Origin of the sequence: Lentzea aerocolonigenes, from assembly GCF_000974445.1 — a bacterium.
GTDB lineage: Bacteria > Actinomycetota > Actinomycetes > Mycobacteriales > Pseudonocardiaceae > Lentzea > Lentzea aerocolonigenes.
In genome coordinates this window covers 289,256-308,531 of sequence record NZ_BBOJ01000014.1, presented here as the reverse complement: position 1 = coordinate 308,531, position 19,276 = coordinate 289,256, and the positions used below count along the sequence as shown (strand labels likewise).

The following is a 19,276-nucleotide window of genomic DNA, read 5'->3' as shown; positions in this document are numbered from 1 at the left end:
CCGCAGGTTGCTTCTGGGTGAGAAAGCAGCGGACCGGCGAACACCGAATGGCCGAACGGCTACCGTGTGCGGCGTGAGTGAGTTGCGCGAGCGTTCGGCAGCCTTCGATGACGACGTCGAGGACTATGACGCGGTTCCGTGGAACTACCGGGCCGCCTTCGGCGAGTTCAAGGGCATCCCCTGGTGGGCGGCGATCCTGTCCGCCCTGGTCCCGGCGTTCATCGGCGCGTTCATCGACATCAACTCCAGCAAGACCGTCGGCTGGACGTTCAACGCGGTGTTCTTCGTCGGCGCGCTCGCCGCGATCCTGCTGGTCCAGCGCCGCAGCCTGTTCGCGCCCATGGTCCAGCCGCCCCTGGTCCTCGCCGCCACGGTGCCCCTGCTCGTGCTGTTCACGGGCGGCATCCAGAAGGGCAACCTGGCGTCCATGGCGCTCGGCCTGGGCCGGCCGCTGATCGACAGCTTCCCGGTCATGGCCCTCACCACCGCCGTCACCGTCGCGCTGGGCATCCTGCGGATCTTCCTCCAGAAGGACCCGAACCGGCCGTCCAAGGACGAGGTCCGCGAGGCCAAGGCCGAGCTGAAGTCCCGCGGCAAGCCGGCGGCCCGCAAGCCCGCACGAGAGCGCGACCGCGACCGCGAGGAGCCCGCGGAGGAGCGCCCGCGCCGTCCCCGCCCGGAAGGCGCACCGGCCCGCCGCCCGCGTCCCGAGGGCGCCCCTGCCCGCCGTCCACGTCCGGAAGGCGCCCGCGGCGAGCGTCCGGCAGGCCAGCGCAGGCCGCGGCCACCGCGTGAGGACCGCTAGCGGGTTGTTCGGGATCGCGCCGCGAACCACGGACAACGGATCACGGACAACAACGCCCTGACCAGCACCGCACTCTGCCAGCATGAGTGCGATGCCTAGAGGGGAACGTCCGCTGGACGACGGCGACAGTCCACTGCTGCTGTTCGCCGCGGACCTGCGACAACTGCGCACCAACGCGGGGAAGCCGAGCTACCGGGAGCTGTCCCGGCGCGCGCACTTCTCCGCGAGCACTCTGTCCGACGCGGCGGGCGGGCGGAAGCTGCCGGGCCTCGACGTCACGCTCGCCTACGTCAGGGCGTGCCACGGCGACGAGACCGCGTGGGAACGGCGCTGGCACGACCTCGCCGTCGCGATGGCGAGGAGCAGGACCACCGACGGGCCGTCCCCGTACGTGGGCCTGAACCCGTTCACCGCCGAGGACGCCGACCGGTTCTTCGGCAGGGAGACCCTCACCGCGTCGTTGCTCGACCGGCTCGGCCGCCAGCGGTTCCTCGCGGTGTTCGGCGCCTCCGGCGAGGGCAAGTCGTCACTGCTCAGGGCGGGCATCGCGGCGAAGTTCCCGAACGCGGTGGTGTGCACGCCCGGCCAGGACCCCGACGCCGCGATCGCCGACGCGCTGGCTCACGACCCCGAACTGCTGGTCGTGGACCAGTTCGAGGAGCTCTTCACGCTCTGCGAGGACGAGGTCCAGCGCACGGCGTTCCTGGACGCCCTGCTCACCGCCGACTGCCGGCGCGTGATCGCCGTGCGGTCCGACTTCTACCCGCACTGCGCTCAGTACCCGAAGCTCGCGGACGCACTCACGGACGCACAGGTGCTCCTCGGCACGATGACACCTGACGAGCTGCGCCGTGCCATCACCCAGCCCGCCGCCACTGCCGGGTGCACGGTCGAGACAGCCCTGCTGACCACCCTCGTCGCCGAGGCCGCCGGACGCAGCGGAGTGCTCCCCCTGGTCTCCCACGCGCTGCTCGAGACGTGGCACCGCAGACGTGGCCACACGCTCACGCTCGCGGGCTACCAGGCCGCCGGTGGCATCCAGGGCGCGCTCGCACAGAGCGCGGAGGCCGCGTTCGCCTCCCTCGACGACTCCGAGCAGCACCTGGCGAAGCAACTGCTGCTCCGGCTGAGCTCCGACGGCACCAAGCGCCCGGTCCCGCGCCTGGAGGTCGTGGGCGAGGAGGTCCTGAACGTCCTGGCCGAGACCAGGTTGATCACCGTCGGCGAGCACACCGTCGAGGTCACCCACGAGGCGCTGTTCTCGGCCTGGCCACGGCTGCGCGCCTGGCTGGACTCCGACCGCGAGGGCCTCAGGACGCACCGCAGGCTCACCGACGCCGCCAGGACGTGGGCAGAGCTGGGCCGGGACACCGACTCGCTCTACCGGTCCACCAGGCTCTCCGAGACGGACGAGTGGGTCGCCCGCGCCAGGCCTGAGCTGACCGGTACCGAACGCGAGTTCATCGGCGCCTCCAGGGCTCTGCACCGCCGCCGCCTGCGCCGCCTGCGCTGGATCGCGACCGGGCTGTCGGCCCTGCTCGTGGCCACCACGGCGACGGCGGTGGTCGCCGTGCAGCAACGCCGCGAGGTCGAGCGGCTCAGCCTCATCGCGCAGTCGCAACAGCTCGCGTCGGCCTCGGACGCGCTGGCCGTCAGCGATCCCCTGCAGTCCGCCCGCAAGGCGACCGAGGCGTACCGGACCTATCCCACCACCGAGGCACGCAGCCGTCTGCTCAGCGCAGCAGCAGCGGCACGTGGCCGCAAGGTCGATCACAACGGCGCGTGGAGCTTTGGCACGGGCAAGGACACCATCAACCTGATGGGACCTGACGGGCTGATGCAGTACGACGCGGCCAGCCTGTCACCGAAGGCGAAGTGGCGGCCGAGCCAGGACAGCTACGTGCACTCCTGGGACATCGCACCGGATGGCCGCACGATCGCGGCGGTCCTGCAGAACGGGCGAATCCTCCTCTGGACGGGCCCAGAGGCCGACCCCGTCGTGATGCAGGAGTACGGCACACACGGCGGTGTCGCGTTCACGTCCGATGGCCGCTCACTCGTCGTAGGCGGCGACGTCTGGGACATGACCACCCACAAGCTCGAGTTCTCATTGCCGGTCGGCCAGGACTACGGCCCGTTCGCGCTCAACGACCGTGTCCTGGCGTTGTCGAAAGGCGACGCCATCTCGTTGTGGGACCTCCAGACGCGGCAGCAGACCGGCACGCTCCAGGTGCAGACGAGCGGGATCAGCAAGATCCGCCTGCTGCCCGGCGGCAAGCTCGTCGCGATCGCCACCACCGAAGGCCAGGTGCAGGTGCGCGACCTCGCCACGGGTGCGGTAACCGCCACCCCGCCCGCCCACACCGGCATCGTCCAGGGCCTCTCGCTCAACGCTGACGGCACCGTGCTCGTCTCGGCAGGTGAGGACGGCCGTGTGCACCTGTGGGACCTCACGCGCAATGCGGTCATCACGACGCTCACGGTCAACGAACCCGCCCGCAGCGCGAAGTTCACCGCGGACGGCACCCTCGCCGTGCTGACACCGCGTGCCCTGCGGTTCTGGCCTCCCGGCAGCCTGCCGACGAGGGTCGGCTACACGGTCCAGGCGCTCGCGGTGGACGAGGACGGCTCGGTGCTCACCCTCGACGAGATGGGCGTGATCGAACGTCGCGACTCGGCCTTGCGCACGCAGCAGCGCGTTGAAACCGGTGCAGAACAACACACATCGGGCCGCTTCAGCCCAGACGGCACTCTCGTCTCGACGAGCTGGCCGTTCGCGGTGCGTGACGTGGCGACGGGAAAGCCGGTCTTAGAGCCGAAAGCGGGCGGCGGCAGTCTGCTGATGTCCCGGTCGGCGGTCGCGTTCGGCGAGAACGCCATCGCCGTGGTGGGCGCCACCAGTCCCGACGCCGTCTGGCCGCTCACCGGCGAGATCACGCCGTCGTACATCGGCGGCGACTCCGCGGGCCCGCGGACCGCGGTCTCGTTCGGCCGGCGCAGCAATCAGCTCGTGCTCGCCCGCGAGGACGGCGAGGTGCAGATCCGCGAAGACGGCCTGAACACACTCACGTTGCCCCGCACGCACTCCGCCGCGGTGCGGGTGATCGCGCTCTCGGCCGGCCAGAAGTTCCTCGCGACAGGCGGCGACGACGGCCTGATCGCTCTCTGGGACACCGCGACGTGGCAGAAGATCGGCGAGCTGAGCGGGCACTCCGACGCGGTCACGGCGCTGCAGTTCAGCCCGGACGGCAACCGGCTCGTGAGCGGTGGCGCCGACCGCACGGTGATCGTGTGGGACGTGCGCGCGCAGGCGGCGTGGGCGAAGTTGCGCGGCCACAGCCGGGGCGTCACGCACCTGGCGTGGGGCAAGGACGACAGGACCGTGGTGTCCGCCGGTCACGACGGCATCGTGGTGTGGGGCCTGGACGTGGACCAGGCCCTGCGCACCCTGGGCTGAACGGCACGCGGGGCCCTCTCGTGCGCTCAGAGTGAACGAAAGCTCCCCGCGTGCACTCGGAACTAGCGGACCAGGTCCTTGCGGAGCTCGCGCGGCAACGAGAAGGCGATCTTCTCGTTGGCCGTGGTGATCTCCTCGACGTCGCCGAACCCGTGCGACTCGAGGAACTTCAGCAGCTCCATCACCAGGATGTCCGGCACCGACGCGCCCGACGTGACGCCGACGGTCTCGACGCCCTCGAGCCACGCCATGTCGACCTCCTTGGCGTAGTCGATGAGGTACGCGGCGTCGGCGCCGTGCTGCAGCGCGACCTCGACCAGCCGGACGGAGTTCGACGAGTTCTTGGAACCCACGACCAGCACCAGGTCGCACGACGGCGCCATCGTCTTCACCGCGGTCTGGCGGTTCGACGTGGCGTAGCAGATGTCGTCCGACGGCGGGTCCTGCAACTCGGGGAAGCGGTCCTTGAGCTGCCGCACGCGCACCATGGTCTCGTCGACCGAGAGCGTGGTCTGCGACAGCCAGATGACCTTGGACGGGTCGCGCACCTCGACGGTCGCGGCGTCCTCGGCGGTGTCGACGAGCTGGACGTGGTCCGGCGCCTCACCGGCGGTGCCCTCGACCTCCTCGTGGCCCTCGTGGCCGATCAGGAGGATGTCGTAGTCCTCCTTGGCGAAGCGCACGGCTTCCTTGTGAACCTTCGTCACCAACGGGCAGGTGGCGTCGATGGTGCGCAACGAGCGCTGCGCCGCCTCCTCGTGGACGGCGGGCGACACGCCGTGTGCTGAGAACACCACGAGTGCGCCCTCAGGAACCTCGTCGGTCTCGTTGACGAAGATGGCACCGCGGTCGGACAGCGTCTCCACGACGTACTTGTTGTGGACGATTTCCTTGCGCACGTAGACGGGTGCGCCGTACTGCTCGAGAGCGCGCTCGACCGTCTCCACGGCACGATCAACGCCCGCGCAGTAACCACGCGGCTTCGCCAACAGGACTCGCTTGGGCATGGCACCAGGGTACCCAGGCAGTTCCGTCGCATTCTCAGCGCTGTTGCGGCAGGCTTACACGCATGAAGCCACTGCCTCTGGGTGTCCGCGTCGCCGCCGGACTCGCGGTGACCGCCCTCGAACAGGCCCGCAAGCTGCCGCAGCAGCTCGCCGGACTCCCGTTGACGGTGGTCAGCGAGGCGATGCAGCTGTCCATGCGCGTTCAGCAGCATGTGACCGAACTCGCCATCAAGGGCGACGACGTCCTCTCCGGACTGAGGCCCGCGGAGGAGGAGCCGGAGTGGGCGACCTTCGACGAGGACGAGACGCCCGTCACGACTTCTCAGGAAGTGATCGCCGACGACCCGTGGGAAGAGGAAGAGCGGGCGATCGCCGAGGTTCCCGAGTTCCTGCCGTCCTACGACGAGCTGTCGATCGCCCAGCTGCGCGCCCGGTTGCGCAACCTGGACGTCGAGCAGCTCGAGGAACTGCTGCGCTACGAGAAGGCGCACGAGGCCAGGCCTGAGTTCGTCGGCATGCTCAACCGCCGGATCGCGACGGTCAAAGCTCAGTGACTGAAGCGAAATCCACGCCGGAGAATCCGTGGCCGGTGCGGACCGTCGCCCGCAAGCTGCTCGACTGGATCAACCGGCTCGGCGACGTCTGGGTCGAGGGCCAGGTCACGCAGCTCAACGCGCGCAGCTCCACGGCGTTCCTGACGTTGCGCGACCCGAGCGTCGACATGTCGATGTCGATCACCTGCAACGCCGGGATGATCCGCGAGCTGCAGCTCACCGAGGGCAGCCGCGTGATCGTGCACGGGAAGATCAGCTTCTACCCGAACCGCGGCACGCTGTCGTTGCGGGCGGACGACATCCGCGCGGTCGGCGTCGGCGAGCTGCTGGCGCGCATCGAGCGGTTGCGCAAGCTGCTGCACGCCGAGGGCCTCTTCGACCCGCGCCGCAAGCGCCGTCCGCCGTTCCTGCCGAACAAGATCGGTCTGATCACCGGTCGCGCCTCGGCGGCCGAGCGCGACGTGCTCACGAACGCGCGCAACCGCTGGCCCGGAGCGCACTTCCGGGTCATCAACGTCGCCGTGCAGGGTCCGATGGCGGTCACCCAGGTGATGACCGCACTGTCCACTCTGGAACGTGACCCCGAGTGCGATGTGATCATCATCGCCCGCGGCGGCGGCAGCGTGGAGGACCTGCTGCCGTTCTCCGACGAGGCGTTGTGCCGCGCGGTGTCCTCGTGCCGCACGCCGGTGCTGTCCGCGATCGGCCACGAGCCGGACACCCCGCTCCTCGACCACGTCGCGGACCTGCGCTGTTCGACGCCGACCGACGCGGGCAAACGGGTGGTTCCCGATGTCGCCGAAGAGAGTGAACGCGTCCGCCAGATGCGCGACCGCGGGCGGCGTGCGCTGCACGGCTGGGTCGACCGCGAACGCAAACTGCTCGACGCGCTGCGCTCGCGACCAGTACTTTCGGACCCGTACGGCCCTCTGGAGCGCCGTGCCGAGGACGTGAAACGTTTTCGCGACCAAGGCCGCAGGGCTGTCACGCAACGTCTCGACAGGGAAGACGTCCACCTGTCGGGGACAAAAGCCCGCTTGACGACCCTCGGACCAGCCGCCACGCTGGCCCGCGGCTACGCCGTTGTGCAACTCGTCACACCTGAGGGGCCGGACGGCGTGCTGCGGTCTGTGGCGGACGCCCCGAGCGGAACACAGCTGCGGGTACGCGTCGTTGACGGAGCAGTGGGAGCAGTGGTCACCAACGTGGAAGGGGGAGGTACCGATGATGCGTGATGCCGTGTTCCTGCCCCTGACCATGGAGGCGGCCGGCGCGTGCGGCTCGGGGCTGCGGAACAAGGCGGAAGCGGCGAACAAGGCCGCCGCGGACTGCTGGACGGCGCTGGTGGGCGACTGCGACACCACGAGCCGCCGCACGCTGATCCTCACGTTGCACGACCTGAGCGAGGCCACCGCCGGAACCGTGCAGTACCGGCGCGTCGCGGAGGCCGAGGCGCTCATCGGCGAGGCGGTGCGAGAGGGTGACGGCGAGGAGTTCGCGGAGGCGCTGGTCGGGTACGACCTGGCCGTCGCGACCGTGCTGAGCCGTCTGAGGAGCCAATCCGCGTGAGTTCGGAAACACTCGGTTACGAAGCCGCCCGCGACGAGCTGGTCGAGGTGGTGCGCAAGCTGGAGGCCGGTGGCCTGTCGCTGGAGGACTCACTCGCCCTGTGGGAACGCGGTGAGGCGCTCGCCAAGACGTGTGAGCAGCATCTCGCCGGTGCGCGCGAGCGAATCGATGCAGCTCTCGCTGTGGTCGAGGAGGACGTTTCCGAGGCGTGATCCCGTGCAAGGATTCAGTTGCCGATCACAAAATCCGGCACGCTGAGTAGTCGCATGGAGGCGCGCAATGGTGAACACCCCCGCGGAACGACGTCGCGAAGCCCCCGACCGGAACCTGGCATTGGAGCTCGTGCGCGTCACCGAGGCCGCGGCCATGGCCGCCGGCCGGTGGGTGGGCCGCGGCGACAAGAACGGCGGTGACGGCGCCGCGGTCGACGCGATGCGCAAGCTGATCCACACCGTCTCGATGCGCGGTGTCGTGGTGATCGGCGAGGGCGAGAAGGACGAGGCGCCCATGCTGTTCAACGGCGAGGAGGTCGGCAACGGCGAAGGGCCGGAGTGCGACGTCGCGGTCGACCCGATCGACGGCACCACGCTGATGTCCAAGGGCATGCCGAACGCGCTGGCCGTGCTGGCCGTGGCCGAGCGCGGGGCGATGTTCGACCCGTCCGCCGTGTTCTACATGGAGAAGCTCGCCGTGGGCCCGGAGGCGGCCGACGTCATCGACATCACCGCCCCGCTCGCGGAGAACATCCGCCGCGTCGCGAAGGCCAAGCACAGCGACGTGTCCGACGTGAACGTGTGCATCCTGGACCGGCCTCGGCACGAGTCGATCGTGCAGGAGGTGCGCAAGGCCGGCGCCCGCATCCACTTCATCTCGGACGGCGACGTCGCGGGCGCGATCGCCGCCGCACGCCCCACGTCGGGCGTGGACATGCTCGTGGGCATCGGAGGCACGCCGGAGGGCATCATCGCCGCGGCGGCGCTCAAGTGCGTCGGAGGGGCCATTCAGGGCCGTCTGTGGCCCAAGGACGACGAGGAGCGCGAGAAGGCGATCGGCGCGGGCCACGACCTGTCCCGCGTGCTCACCACGAACGACCTCGTCTCCGGCGACAACGTCTTCTTCTGCGCCACGGGCGTGACCGACGGCGACCTCCTGCGCGGCGTGCACTACCGCGCGGGTGGCTGCACCACGCAGTCGATCGTCATGCGCTCCAAGTCCGGCACCGTCCGCATGATCGACGGCTTCCACAGCCTTCACAAGCTGCGCGAATACGCCTCGGTCGACTTCGACCTGCCGGAGGACGTGCAGCAGCCGCTGCCGTAGTTCCCTGTGAAGCTGTGAACCGTCAACGGACAGTCACCCTCCGAGTGACCCTAGTGACGAAGTCACTTTCGTCCTTAGTTTCCGAACTGACCCCGGCAACCCTGCGCCGGGTTCAGGAAGGAATCTCAACGATGAGGGCACGTTCGTTGTTCTCCGCAATCGCCGTGGCCGCGGGCGCCCTGCTCGCCTCGGCCGCCGCGGCCACCGCGGCTCCCACGCCCACCGCCGACGGCGAGATGGGCACGATGATCGTCGGCGGCACCAACGCCACGCAGGTCTACTCCTGGATGGTCTCCCTGCAGAGCACCTCCGGCAGCCACTTCTGCGGCGGCACGCTGATCAAGGCCAACTGGGTCGTGACCGCGAAGCACTGCGTCCAGGGCTCGTCGCCGTCGTCGATCCGCACCCGGATCGGCACCACCAACCGCACCAGCGGTGGCACGGTGACCGGTGCGTCCCGCATCGTCACGCACCCGTCCGCCGACCTCGCGCTCGTGCAGCTGAGCACCTCGGTCAGCCAGGCGCCCGCCCCCGTGGCGTCGGTGTCCGGCCCGGTCGGCACCGCCACCCGGATCATCGGCTGGGGTCAGACCTGCCCGACCCGCGGCTGCGGCTCCGCTCCGATCACGCTGCAGCAGCTCGACACGTCGATCGTGACGGACAGCCGTTGCTCCGGCATCAGCGGTGCCTCGGAGATCTGCACCAACAACACCGGTGGCAACAAGGGCGCCTGCTACGGCGACTCGGGTGGCCCGCAGGTGAAGTCGGTGAACGGCCGCTGGGAGCTCATCGGTGCGACCAGCCGCTCCGGTGGCGGCGCGACCTGCGCGACCGCTCCGTCGATCTACGTGGACGTCCCGTACTTCCGCTCGTGGATCAGCCAGTACGCGGGCTCGGTCTAAACCGGTAAACGCATTCCGAGGGCCCGTCTCCCATTCGTTATGGGAGGCGGGCCCTCCGCGTTGCAACCTCGGTCATCCCCCCGTCGTCTACATCGGCAAAGGATGGGATCACAAGGGGGGTGCGCGATGCGGATGCTGCTCGCGGCGGTCGCGTTGATGTCGGTGGCGGGGTGCGCGCAGGGGGCCGTGCACGCGGAAACTCCCACAGCACCACCACCTCCGGCGTCTTCTTCCGTGTCGCCCTCTTCTCCGGCGCCGCCGCCGTCGTCCTCGGAGACGCCTCCTCCTCCCCCACCACCGCCGCCGCCTCCCGTCGTGAAGCCGACGCCGTGCAGCATCAGCGACGGCGCGTGCATCCAGCTCTCCACGAACCAGTCGTGGGTCGTGCGCGGCGACAAGATCGTCTACGGCCCGGTGCAGATCACCCACGGGCGCAAGGGTTACGAGACGCCGCTCGGCAACTTCCCGGTGCTGCGCAAGGTGAAGAACGAGTGGAGCAAGCCGTACAACGCGCCCATGCCGTGGTCGACGTACTTCACCGACAGCGGCATCGCGTTCCACGAGGGCTCGCTGACCGTGCCGTCGCACGGCTGCATCCACCTGGATCCCGCGGCCGCGCAGTACTACTTCCAGAACCTCGCGCTCGGCGAGACCGTTCAGGTCGTCGCATAGGACGATGATTCAAGTCACCCCTCAGTGGTTACTCCACCACCGAGGGGTGATGTGAGATGCGAGTTCTGATCGCGACGGTGCTCCTGATCCTCGGTTTCGCGGTACCCGCGCAGGCGCAGGCGGGGTGCACCGTCTACAACGGAGCGTGCCTGGAGAAGCACACGAACAAGGCATGGCTGGTGTACAACGGAAAAACCAGCTACGGCCCGGTGCCGATCAGCCACGGCAAGCCGGGGTACGAGACCCCGGTCGGCACGTTCTCGGTGCTGCGCAAGGTGAAGAACGACTGGAGCGTCCCCTACAACGGCCCGATGCCGAACGCGGTGTACTTCACCTCGGACGGCATCGCGTTCCACCAGGGTGACACCGCGGTCCAGTCCCACGGCTGCGTCCGGCTGGCGGCCGACGCGTCGCTGGTGTTCTACGACAACCTGATGATCGGCGAGAAGGTCCAGGTCCTGCCGTAACTCGATCGCTGCCCACCGGCGCCGCTGGTGGGCAGCGGTTCTGCCGGTCAGCCAGCGTCGCTCGAGTGACCGGGGAACAGGTGCGCGGACGGGTTGAGCGCGACCGCGATGTTGTTGACCGCCGTCGCCGCCTCCCCGAACCCGGTGGCGATGAGCTTGACCTTGCCGGGGTACTGCGCGACGTCGCCCGCCGCGTAGACCCGGTCCAGCTTGGTCTTCATCGTGGTGTCGACGACGACCGCGCGGTGGTCGAGCTCCAGTCCCCACGACTCGATCGGCCCGAGGTCGGCCGTGAACCCGAGTGCCGCGACGACGGTCTGCGCGGGCAGCGTCTTCACGTCCTCGCCCTTGACCTTGACGTCCACTTCGGACAGCGGTTCGCCGCGCAGCTCGAGCACCTCGGCGTCGGTGACGATCTCGACCCCGAGCTCCCTCACCTGCCGCACGGTGGCCGCGTGCGCCCGGAAGTTCGCCCTGCGGTGGACGATCGTGACGCTGGCGGCGATCGGGTGCAGCGCGAGCGCCCAGTCGAACGCCGAGTCGCCACCGCCGACGATCACCACGTGCTGTCCCGCGTGCTCGGCCAGCACGGGCACGAAGTGCACCATGCCGCGTCCCAGCCAGCCGTCACCCGCGGGCAGCGGACGGGGGTTGAACTCGCCCATGCCCGCCGTGATCAGCATGGCGCCCGCGGTGATCGTGGTGCCGTCCGCCAGGCCGATCCGCAGTCCATCCTCTGTGGACTCCAGTGTGCGCGCCTGCCTGCCGAGCAGATAGGTCGGCTTGAACTGCGCAGCCTGCTCCACCAGCCCGTTGACGAGGTCGCGCCCGCGGATGGCGGGGAAGCCGGCGACGTCGAAAATCATCTTCTCCGGATACATCGCGGTGACCTGGCCGCCGGGCTCCGGCAAGGCGTCGACCACCGCGGTTCTCAGTTCCCGGAAGCCTGCGTAGTAAGCGGCGAACAACCCCGTGGGACCAGCGCCCACGATGAGGAGGTCGACGTCACGCTCCATGAGTGGTGCCCTTCTGCCAGTGGTGGGTGGCAGTGCTGTGATCGACCATAGAGACTCGAAGGCATGTCTGAACAGGAGTACCGCGTCGAGCACGACACGATGGGTGAGGTCCGCGTGCCGGTCGACGCATTGTGGCGCGCCCAGACCCAACGCGCGGTCGAGAACTTCCCGATTTCCGGTCGAGGCCTCGAACGAGCCCAGATCAGGGCCCTCGGCCTGCTCAAGGGCGCCGCGGCCCGGGTCAACGCCCAGCTGGGCGTTCTGCCGGAGGACCTGGCCGCAACCATCGCCGCGGCAGCCGACGAGGTGGCCGCGGGCCAGTGGGACGACCACTTCCCGGTCGACGTGTTCCAGACGGGCTCGGGCACGTCGTCGAACATGAACGCCAACGAGGTCATCGCGACCCTCGCGACCCGCTCCCTGGGCCGCGACGTGCACCCGAACGACCACGTCAACGCCTCGCAGTCGTCCAACGACACGTTCCCCACGACCCTGCGCGTGGCCGCCACCGAGGCCGTGGTGACCGACGTGATCCCGTCGCTGGAACACCTGGAGTCGGTTCTCGCGTCGCGCGCTGCGGAGTGGTCGGACCTGGTCAAGTCGGGCCGCACGCACCTGATGGACGCCGTGCCCGTGACGCTGGGCCAGGAGGCCGGCGCCTGGGCGTCCCAGGTCCGCTACTCGGTGGAACGGCTGCGAGCGTCGATTCCTCGCCTGGCCGAGCTGCCGATCGGCGGCACCGCCGTGGGTTCGGGCCTGAACGCCCCCGCCGAGTTCGGCGCCCGCGTGTCCGCGGAGCTCGCGTCGGCCACGGGCCTGCCGCTGGTGGAGGCCCGCGACCACTTCGAGGCCCAGGCCACCCAGGACGGCGTGGTGGAGATGTCCGGGCAGCTCCGCGCGTCCGCCGTGGCGTTGTTCAAGATCGCCAACGACCTCCGCTGGCTCGGCTCTGGCCCCCGCACGGGCCTCGGCGAACTGGCCCTGCCCGACCTCCAGCCGGGCTCCTCGATCATGCCGGGCAAGGTCAACCCGGTGATCTCGGAGGCCACGATGATGGTCGTCGCCCAGGTCATCGGCAACGACGCCGCCGTCGCGTTCGCGGGCTCGCAGGGCAACTTCCAGCTGAACGTGATGCTGCCGGTCATCGCCCGCAACGTCCTGGAGTCCTCCCGCCTGCTGGCCGCCGTGGCTCGTCTGCTCGCCGACAAGGTCCTGGCCGGGGCCGAACCGCAGGTGGAGCAGATGAGCGAGTACGCCGAGTCGTCACCGTCGATCGTCACGCCGCTGAACCGCTACCTCGGCTACGAGGAGGCGGCGTCGATCGCCAAGCAGTCGCTGAAGGAGCGCAAGACCATCCGCGAGGTGGTGCTGGAACGCGGCCACGTGCCGTCGAAGCTGTCCGAGGAGCAGCTGGACGCCGCGCTGGACGTGCTGAAGATGGCCCGCGGTGGGCGTTGACGTCCGGGTGGTCCGGCCGGGGTCGCGGCACCACGTGACGGTGGTGGCCATGCTGCCGGACCCCGGCTTCGTGCTCAGCGCACTGCTGGAACGGGTCGATCATCCGCTGTTGAACCGCATCGAACCGTACGGCTACCGGGAGCTGGGCTCTGTCGACATGTCGGACCTCGTGGCGGCGCTGGACGCGGTGGGCGCGGAGGGACGTCATTTCGACGACCTCCGCGCACTGGCGGCGGTGTGTGCGGCGGACCGGTCGCTGACGATGGAGTTCGTGGGCGACTGACCAGGTCAGCAGTCCACGAGCTGGCTCGGCGCCACGTGGAACTCGTCTCGACCGGTCTCGGTTTCGACACCCCGTGGACGTCGAGTCGAGATGGTCACCAGGTCGCGGCCGCTCGCGTCGACCTGACGCGACACGATCTCGCAGTCCAGCTCGACATCGACCGGGTACGCCGCGTCGGGCGTGAGCCTGTCATCCGCATCGAAGATCGGCGGCTTGTCGAAGAGGCTCCAGACGGCTCCATCCGCGTCGACGAGATGAACCTCGACCCAACCGGGCTGAGGTTCATCGCTCACCCAACGCACGGCCTGGCATCTCACGCGTGTCATGCGGACCAGGTCAGGAGTACATCGCGAGCCAGATGGCGATGTAGTGGCAGATCGCCGCCACCACCGTCGCGGCGTGGAAGAACTCGTGGTACCCGAACACCTGCGGCCACGGGTTCGGCCACCGGGTCGCGTAGAACACCGCGCCGACCGTGTAGAGCGCCCCGCCGACCAGCAGCAACACCAGCGCGGCGACCCCGGCGTGGTGCAACAGCTCAGGCAGCACGAAGACCGCGACCCACCCGAGAGCGATGTAGATCGGCACCCCGAGCCACCGCGGCGCGTGCGGCCACGCCAGCTTCAGCGTCACGCCTGCCAGCGCGCCGATCCAGACGACCCAGAGCACCGTGCTCCCGGTTCCCGGATCCATCGCCAGCAAGGCGAACGGGGTGTAGGTGCCCGCGATGAACACGAAGATCATCGAGTGGTCCAGGCGCTTCATCCACGTGCGCACGCGGTTGGACTTCCACGTGACGCGGTGGTAGAGCGCCGAGACGCCGAACAGGCCCAGGACCGTCAGGCCGTAGACCGAAGTGGCCAGAGCGGCGCGCGCTGACACTGTGGACGCTGCCAGAGCGATCAGTGTCGCGCCGGTCGCCACGGAGGTGATGAACGACCAGAGGTGCAGCCACCCACGAAGGCGCGGCCGCAGTCCGGGCTGTGGAGGAATGGTCGCAGTGGTCACGGGAACCTAGGTTACGCGACCGTAGGTTTCGGGACCGCTGCTCAGTGATGAAGCTTGCACGGCGTACGCTGTTCGGACGTGGCACTCCGCACCCGTGTGAAAGACGTCGCTATCCACTTCTACGAGTGGATTCTCCGTCGCGAGCTGAGCGAGAACACGCAGGTGCCGAAGCACGTCGGCGTGGTCCTCGACGGCAACCGCAGGTGGGCGAGGGAAGCCGGGTTCACCGACGTCGCGCACGGGCACCGGGCCGGCGCGCGGAAGATTCTCGAGCTGCTCGACTGGTGCGGTGACGCCAAAGTGGAGGTCGTCACGCTCTGGATGCTGAGCACCGACAACCTCAACCGCGACATCGAAGAACTGGCCCCGCTGCTGGACATCATCGCGGACATCACCGACGAGCTCGCCGAGGACGGCAAGCCGTGGCGAGTCAGGCACGTCGGCGCCATCGACATGCTCCCCGCGGAGCACGCGGAACGTCTCACCAACGCCGCCAGCAAAACCAAGGACCGCACCGGCATCCAGGTCAACGTCGCCGTCGCGTACGGCGGCAGGCAGGAGATCGCGGACGCCGTCAGGAAGCTCCTGCAGGCGCACGCCGAGAGCGGTGGCACCATCGAGGAGCTGGCCGAGGTGCTCGACGTCGACCACATCGCGGAGCACCTCTACACGTCCGGCCAGCCAGATCCCGACCTGATCATCCGCACGTCCGGCGAGCAGCGGCTCTCCGGCTTCATGCTCTGGCAGTCGGCGCACTCGGAGTTCTGGTTCTGCGAGGCCTACTGGCCCGGCTTCCGGCGCACGGACTTCCTGCGGGCCCTGCGCGAGTACGCCAAGCGCCACCGCAGGTACGGCAGCTAGTCCCCCGGACAGCGAAAAGGGGCGCTCACCGCGAGGTGAGCGCCCCTTCGAGCGTGACGACGAGATCAGTCGTCGTAGCCCCAGTCGTCGCCGTCCTCGATGCCGCCGGCGGCGCAGGTCTCGGTGATGGAGGGCGAGTTCACCGGAACCGCGCCACCGAGCACCGCGACGTTGTTGCCGCACGCGCCCACAACACCGTTGAGGTTGTTGGCGTTGCCGACGACCAGCAGCGGCGCGTTCTCCCAGTGGTGGCCCTGAACGGCCATCGCGGGGGAACCAACAGCGAGGAACGCCGCGGCCGCGCCGAGAGCGGCACCTGCCTTCTTCAGCACGATTTTCTCCTTAAACGGGATATTGCGGTGAAAAACATCTGGGGGCGCCAGAAATGACGCCCCCAGACGCAGAACAAAAGAGGAGATCAGCCCTCGTCGACGATGCCGCCGGCGGCGCAGGTCTCGGTGATCGACGGCGAGTTGATCGGCACGGCGCCACCCAGGACACCGACGTTGTTGCCGCAGGCACCGATCGTGCCGTTGAGGTTGTTGCCGTTCAGCAGGACCAGCAGCGGGCCGTTCTTCCAGTGGTGTCCACCGTGGCCGTGGTGGCCCTCGCCCGCCATGGCGGCCGGGGCGAACGCGAGCGACAGCGCAGCAGCGGCCGCAACCGCGGCACAAGCCTTCTTCACGTCATTCTCCTTCATGTCGGGTCATCCCCGTCATTTCCGGAGTCTTCGGGGATCTCCGGAGGCTGGGGTCTCCGGGCGGAGACGCTATCGGTGCAGAACTCAATTGGCGGCCCGCATGACCCCATTGTGTGACCCCAAGATCAACAACATTCCCCAATCAGGTGGTCGTCCATTCACGATTCGGTCGCGAGTAAGACGCTGTGGTAGACGCTCTACGCTCTCCGACTCATGGACTCCAACGAGCTGGTGCGCGGATACCTGGTGCTGGGGCTGCGGCTCGGGCGCCTGGTGCACGGGTTCGTCGACTCGTTCACGGGCGACCCCGCGCTGAGCCGCGCCGTCGACAACGAACCGCGCCTGCACCCGCGCGCGCTCTCGGACCACGCGCGGCTGCTCCGCAAGGAACTTCCCGGCAGCGACCTCGCCGACCAGCGCAAACAGTTCCTCGACGCACACCTGCGCGCGCTGGAGTGCACCGCGCGCAAGCTCGCCGGCGAACGCGTCACGTTCATCGACGAGGTCGAGCAGTACTTCCAGGTCCGCATCCGCCCCGGTGACGAGGACGCGTACGCGCAGGCCCACCGCAACATCGACGCGGTGCTCGAGGGTCCGGGCTCGCTCACCGAACGCCTCCACGCCTTCCGCGCGGCCGACGAGGTGCCCGCACGCAGGCTCCAGGGCGTCGTGCAGGCCCTGTCGAGCGCTCTGCGGGACCGGGTGCGGCAGAAGTACGCACTGCCCGAGCAGGAGATCGTGGAGTACCAGGTCGTCACGAACAAGCCGTGGAGCGGCTTCAACTACTACCTCGGCGCCTACCGCAGCCGCGTCGCGATCAACGCCGACCTCGGCCACCGCATGTCGAACCTGCCGCACCTGGTCGCGCACGAGTCCTATCCGGGCCACCACACCGAGCACTGCCGCAAGGACGCGGGCCTGGTCGCCAAGCGCGGCCACGCCGAGCAGTCGATCTTCCTGATCAACACGCCCCAGTGCCTGATGGCCGAGGGCATGGCGGACCTCGGCCTGCACGCCGCGGTGGGGCCGGGCTGGGGCGTCTGGGCGGAGCAGATCTTCCGCGACCTGGGGTTGCGAATGGACGGCGAACTGTCCGAAAAGGTCGAATCAGCGGCATCCGGGCTGCTCACGGTGCGGCAGGACGCCGCCCTGCTGCTACACGATCGGGGTGCGGATCAGGATGACGTGGTTGCGCATCTGCGCAGGTGGCTGCTAGTGCCGGAGCGCCGCGCACGGCAGATGGTTCGCTTTCTGGCAGACCCGTTGTGGCGCGCGTACACCACCACTTACGTCGAAGGTGTGCGCCTGGTGAGGGCCTGGCTCGACGTCCGCGCACCCGGCGAGTCGCTCGATTCCCGGTACCTGAGGCTTCTCGACGAGCCTCTCGTGCCGAAATCGCTCGAATCCCAGGTGAGGGACGGCTTGTCGTGGCTCGCCCGCAACACCCACGAAAACAGCATCTGACCAGCGAAAACACGTCTGCGCTCACGTTGCGGGTTGTTTTCGGGCAGATGACAAATCCGGATTCACCTGTGTGGCTTCGTGCCGACGAGGTACTTCCGCAGGTAACTTCGAAAGCGGCGGGACGCGACCACTGCGGACCGCGCAGGGAGGCTCTGATCGTGGCAGACAACGTCGCGAGGGGGCCGGCACCCGGCCCTCGTGGTCGACCTGCCTGACGCCGTACCGGCGGAAGGCGAGACGACCGATCAGGGTGGTGCCTGGCCCAGCGAGGAGCGGACGCGGGTGCCGCGTTCGTGAGGGAGTTGCCGTGAACGCACGACGTCCCGCGAGCCGTTCCTCAGGCTCATCGCGCAGTTCTTCCTCCAGGCGCAAGTCCGCCGCCCCAGCCATCACGACATATGTGCTGGACACGTCGGTACTGCTGTCCGACCCACTCGCCGCCACCCGGTTCGCGGAGCACGAGGTCGTGCTGCCGCTCGTGGTGATCAGCGAGCTGGAGGGCAAGCGCCACCACCCCGAACTGGGCTGGTTCGCGAGGGAAGCCCTGCGTCTGCTCGACGACCTGCGCTTGCGGCATGGTCGCCTCGATTCGCCGATCCCCATCGGGGATCTGGGAGGCACCTTGCACGTCGAGCTCAACCACTCCGACCCGGAGGTGTTGCCATCAGGTTTCCGAACGGACTCCAACGACGCCCGGATCCTCGCCTGCTCTCTCAACCTCGCTGCTGAGGGGCGAAACGTCACTCTGGTGACCAAGGACATGCCGCTGCGGGTCAAGGCCGGATCGGTCGGCCTGCAGGCGGAGGAGTACCGGGCGCACGACGTGACCCTGTCGGGCTGGACGGGAATGTCCGATCTGGACGTTCCGCAGTCGTTGATAGACAGCCTGTTCAAGGAGAACGTCGTCGACCCGACCCAGTACGAGGACCTGGAGCACATCGCGGAACTGCCCTGCCACACCGGACTCCGGATGCTGGCGGGCACCTCGAGCGCTCTGGGCCGGGTTACCGCGGACAAGCAGATCAGGCTGGTGCGCGGAGATCGGGAGGCGTTCGGACTGCACGGAAGGTCCGCTGAGCAGCGGATCGCGCTGGACCTGCTGCTCGACGCCGATGTCGGCATCGTCTCGCTGGGCGGACGTGCGGGCACCGGCAAGTCGGCGCTGGCGCTGTGCGCCGGCCTCGAAGCGGTGATGGAACGCAGGCAGCACCGCAAGGTCGTGGTGTTCCGGCCGTTGTACGCGGTCGGTGGCCAGGAGCTCGGTTACCTGCCTGGCAGCGAGAACGAGAAGATGGGGCCGTGGGCGCAGGCCGTGTTCGACACGCTCGGCGCGCTGGTGAGCCAGGCGGTGCTGGAGGAGGTGCTGGACAGGGGCATGCTCGAGGTCCTGCCCCTCACCCACATCCGCGGCCGCTCGCTGCACGACTCCTTCGTGATCGTCGACGAGGCGCAGTCGTTGGAGCGCAACGTGTTGCTGACCGTGCTGTCCCGCCTGGGCAGCAACTCGCGGGTGGTGCTGACGCACGACGTGGCGCAGCGCGACAACCTGCGGGTGGGCCGGCACGACGGCGTGGCGGCGGTGATCGAGAAGCTGAAGGGCCACCCGCTCTTCGCTCACGTCACGCTGACCCGCTCGGAGCGTTCGCCGATCGCGGCTCTCGTCACGGAGATGCTGGAGGACTACGCCTCCTAGCGGTGTCCTGAGTGGAACGGCCCCGCGCGTTGCGCGGGGC

The 19,276-nt window shown here is 68.9% G+C and carries 21 protein-coding genes; 15 read left to right on the top strand and 6 right to left on the bottom strand.

Going from position 1 to position 19,276, the window contains the following annotated elements; all coding sequences use genetic code 11:
- Window positions 1–73 precede the first annotated feature (73 nt).
- A complete protein-coding gene (locus tag AOM45_RS27005) occupies window positions 74–805 on the top strand; it encodes a DUF6542 domain-containing protein (RefSeq protein WP_035913547.1) in 732 nt (243 codons plus the stop codon).
- 91 nt (window positions 806–896) lie between these two features.
- Window positions 897–4,262: an nSTAND1 domain-containing NTPase gene (locus AOM45_RS27000; protein ID WP_051784631.1), complete on the top strand. Its 3,366-nt coding sequence runs from the start codon at window positions 897–899 to the stop codon at window positions 4,260–4,262.
- Window positions 4,263–4,324: 62 nt separating this feature from the next.
- On the opposite strand, the gene AOM45_RS26995 is transcribed toward AOM45_RS27000, so the two are convergent.
- Window positions 4,325–5,269, bottom strand: a complete 945-nt coding sequence (locus AOM45_RS26995) for a 4-hydroxy-3-methylbut-2-enyl diphosphate reductase (RefSeq protein ID WP_051784630.1) — start codon at window positions 5,267–5,269, stop codon at window positions 4,325–4,327.
- A 62-nt stretch (window positions 5,270–5,331) separates the two neighbouring features.
- On the opposite strand from AOM45_RS26995, the gene AOM45_RS26990 reads away from it, so the two are divergent.
- From AOM45_RS26990 to AOM45_RS26955, 8 genes are all read left to right on the top strand, one after another.
- The gene (locus AOM45_RS26990; RefSeq protein WP_030472923.1) at window positions 5,332–5,823 is read left to right on the top strand and encodes a lipid droplet-associated protein; all 492 of its coding nucleotides are present in this window, start codon (window positions 5,332–5,334) and stop codon (window positions 5,821–5,823) included.
- The gene (gene xseA, locus AOM45_RS26985; protein ID WP_030472922.1) at window positions 5,820–7,058 is read left to right on the top strand and encodes an exodeoxyribonuclease VII large subunit; all 1,239 of its coding nucleotides are present in this window, start codon (window positions 5,820–5,822) and stop codon (window positions 7,056–7,058) included. Before AOM45_RS26990 ends, xseA begins: the two co-directional genes overlap by 4 nt.
- The gene (locus AOM45_RS26980) at window positions 7,048–7,392 is read left to right on the top strand and encodes a hypothetical protein (protein WP_030472921.1); all 345 of its coding nucleotides are present in this window, start codon (window positions 7,048–7,050) and stop codon (window positions 7,390–7,392) included. The genes xseA and AOM45_RS26980 overlap by 11 nt, the downstream gene beginning before the upstream one ends.
- On the top strand, window positions 7,389–7,604 hold the full coding sequence (locus AOM45_RS26975) for an exodeoxyribonuclease VII small subunit (protein ID WP_229813098.1): 216 nt from the start codon (window positions 7,389–7,391) through the stop codon (window positions 7,602–7,604). Before AOM45_RS26980 ends, AOM45_RS26975 begins: the two co-directional genes overlap by 4 nt.
- A gap of 67 nt (window positions 7,605–7,671) precedes the next feature.
- The gene (glpX, locus tag AOM45_RS26970; protein ID WP_030472919.1) at window positions 7,672–8,712 is read left to right on the top strand and encodes a class II fructose-bisphosphatase; all 1,041 of its coding nucleotides are present in this window, start codon (window positions 7,672–7,674) and stop codon (window positions 8,710–8,712) included.
- Between the two features lie 131 nt (window positions 8,713–8,843).
- On the top strand, window positions 8,844–9,614 hold the full coding sequence (locus AOM45_RS26965) for a S1 family peptidase (RefSeq protein ID WP_030472918.1): 771 nt from the start codon (window positions 8,844–8,846) through the stop codon (window positions 9,612–9,614).
- A 126-nt stretch (window positions 9,615–9,740) separates the two neighbouring features.
- Complete coding sequence (locus AOM45_RS26960) at window positions 9,741–10,286, top strand: L,D-transpeptidase (protein WP_236703839.1); 546 nt, start codon at window positions 9,741–9,743, stop codon at window positions 10,284–10,286.
- Between the two features lie 56 nt (window positions 10,287–10,342).
- The gene (locus tag AOM45_RS26955) at window positions 10,343–10,753 is read left to right on the top strand and encodes a L,D-transpeptidase (protein WP_030472916.1); all 411 of its coding nucleotides are present in this window, start codon (window positions 10,343–10,345) and stop codon (window positions 10,751–10,753) included.
- 47 nt (window positions 10,754–10,800) lie between these two features.
- Here the strand turns inward: AOM45_RS26955 and AOM45_RS26950 are convergent, their stop codons facing one another.
- Window positions 10,801–11,769 carry an NAD(P)/FAD-dependent oxidoreductase gene (locus AOM45_RS26950; protein WP_030472915.1) on the bottom strand — a complete coding sequence of 323 codons (969 nt, stop codon included), beginning with the start codon at window positions 11,767–11,769 and terminating at the stop codon, window positions 10,801–10,803.
- A 63-nt stretch (window positions 11,770–11,832) separates the two neighbouring features.
- Here AOM45_RS26950 and AOM45_RS26945 point away from each other — a divergent pair, with 63 nt between their 5' ends.
- Window positions 11,833–13,227, top strand: a complete 1,395-nt coding sequence (locus AOM45_RS26945; protein WP_030472914.1) for a class II fumarate hydratase — start codon at window positions 11,833–11,835, stop codon at window positions 13,225–13,227.
- A complete protein-coding gene (locus AOM45_RS26940; RefSeq protein WP_030472913.1) occupies window positions 13,217–13,510 on the top strand; it encodes a hypothetical protein in 294 nt (97 codons plus the stop codon). Before AOM45_RS26945 ends, AOM45_RS26940 begins: the two co-directional genes overlap by 11 nt.
- A gap of 5 nt (window positions 13,511–13,515) precedes the next feature.
- Here the strand turns inward: AOM45_RS26940 and AOM45_RS26935 are convergent, their stop codons facing one another.
- Together AOM45_RS26935 and trhA are read right to left on the bottom strand one after the other, a co-directional pair.
- Entirely contained in the window at window positions 13,516–13,803 is a 288-nt protein-coding gene (locus AOM45_RS26935) for a hypothetical protein (protein WP_030472912.1), read from the bottom strand.
- A 43-nt stretch (window positions 13,804–13,846) separates the two neighbouring features.
- Window positions 13,847–14,518 (bottom strand): PAQR family membrane homeostasis protein TrhA, encoded by a 672-nt coding sequence (gene trhA, locus AOM45_RS26930; RefSeq protein WP_051784629.1) that lies wholly within the window; start codon window positions 14,516–14,518, stop codon window positions 13,847–13,849.
- Between the two features lie 78 nt (window positions 14,519–14,596).
- On the opposite strand from trhA, the gene AOM45_RS26925 reads away from it, so the two are divergent.
- Window positions 14,597–15,379, top strand: a complete 783-nt coding sequence (locus AOM45_RS26925) for an isoprenyl transferase (protein ID WP_035913504.1) — start codon at window positions 14,597–14,599, stop codon at window positions 15,377–15,379.
- 65 nt (window positions 15,380–15,444) lie between these two features.
- On the opposite strand, the gene AOM45_RS26920 is transcribed toward AOM45_RS26925, so the two are convergent.
- The gene (locus AOM45_RS26920) at window positions 15,445–15,711 is read right to left on the bottom strand and encodes a hypothetical protein (protein ID WP_030472909.1); all 267 of its coding nucleotides are present in this window, start codon (window positions 15,709–15,711) and stop codon (window positions 15,445–15,447) included.
- Between the two features lie 86 nt (window positions 15,712–15,797).
- On the bottom strand, window positions 15,798–16,064 hold the full coding sequence (locus AOM45_RS26915) for a hypothetical protein (protein ID WP_236703838.1): 267 nt from the start codon (window positions 16,062–16,064) through the stop codon (window positions 15,798–15,800).
- Between the two features lie 228 nt (window positions 16,065–16,292).
- On the opposite strand from AOM45_RS26915, the gene AOM45_RS26910 reads away from it, so the two are divergent.
- Window positions 16,293–17,543: a hypothetical protein gene (locus AOM45_RS26910; protein ID WP_030472908.1), complete on the top strand. Its 1,251-nt coding sequence runs from the start codon at window positions 16,293–16,295 to the stop codon at window positions 17,541–17,543.
- Window positions 17,544–17,931: 388 nt separating this feature from the next.
- Window positions 17,932–19,236: an RNA 5'-3' helicase PhoH2 gene (gene phoH2, locus AOM45_RS26905; RefSeq protein WP_372497498.1), complete on the top strand. Its 1,305-nt coding sequence runs from the start codon at window positions 17,932–17,934 to the stop codon at window positions 19,234–19,236.
- Window positions 19,237–19,276: the final 40 nt, after the last annotated feature.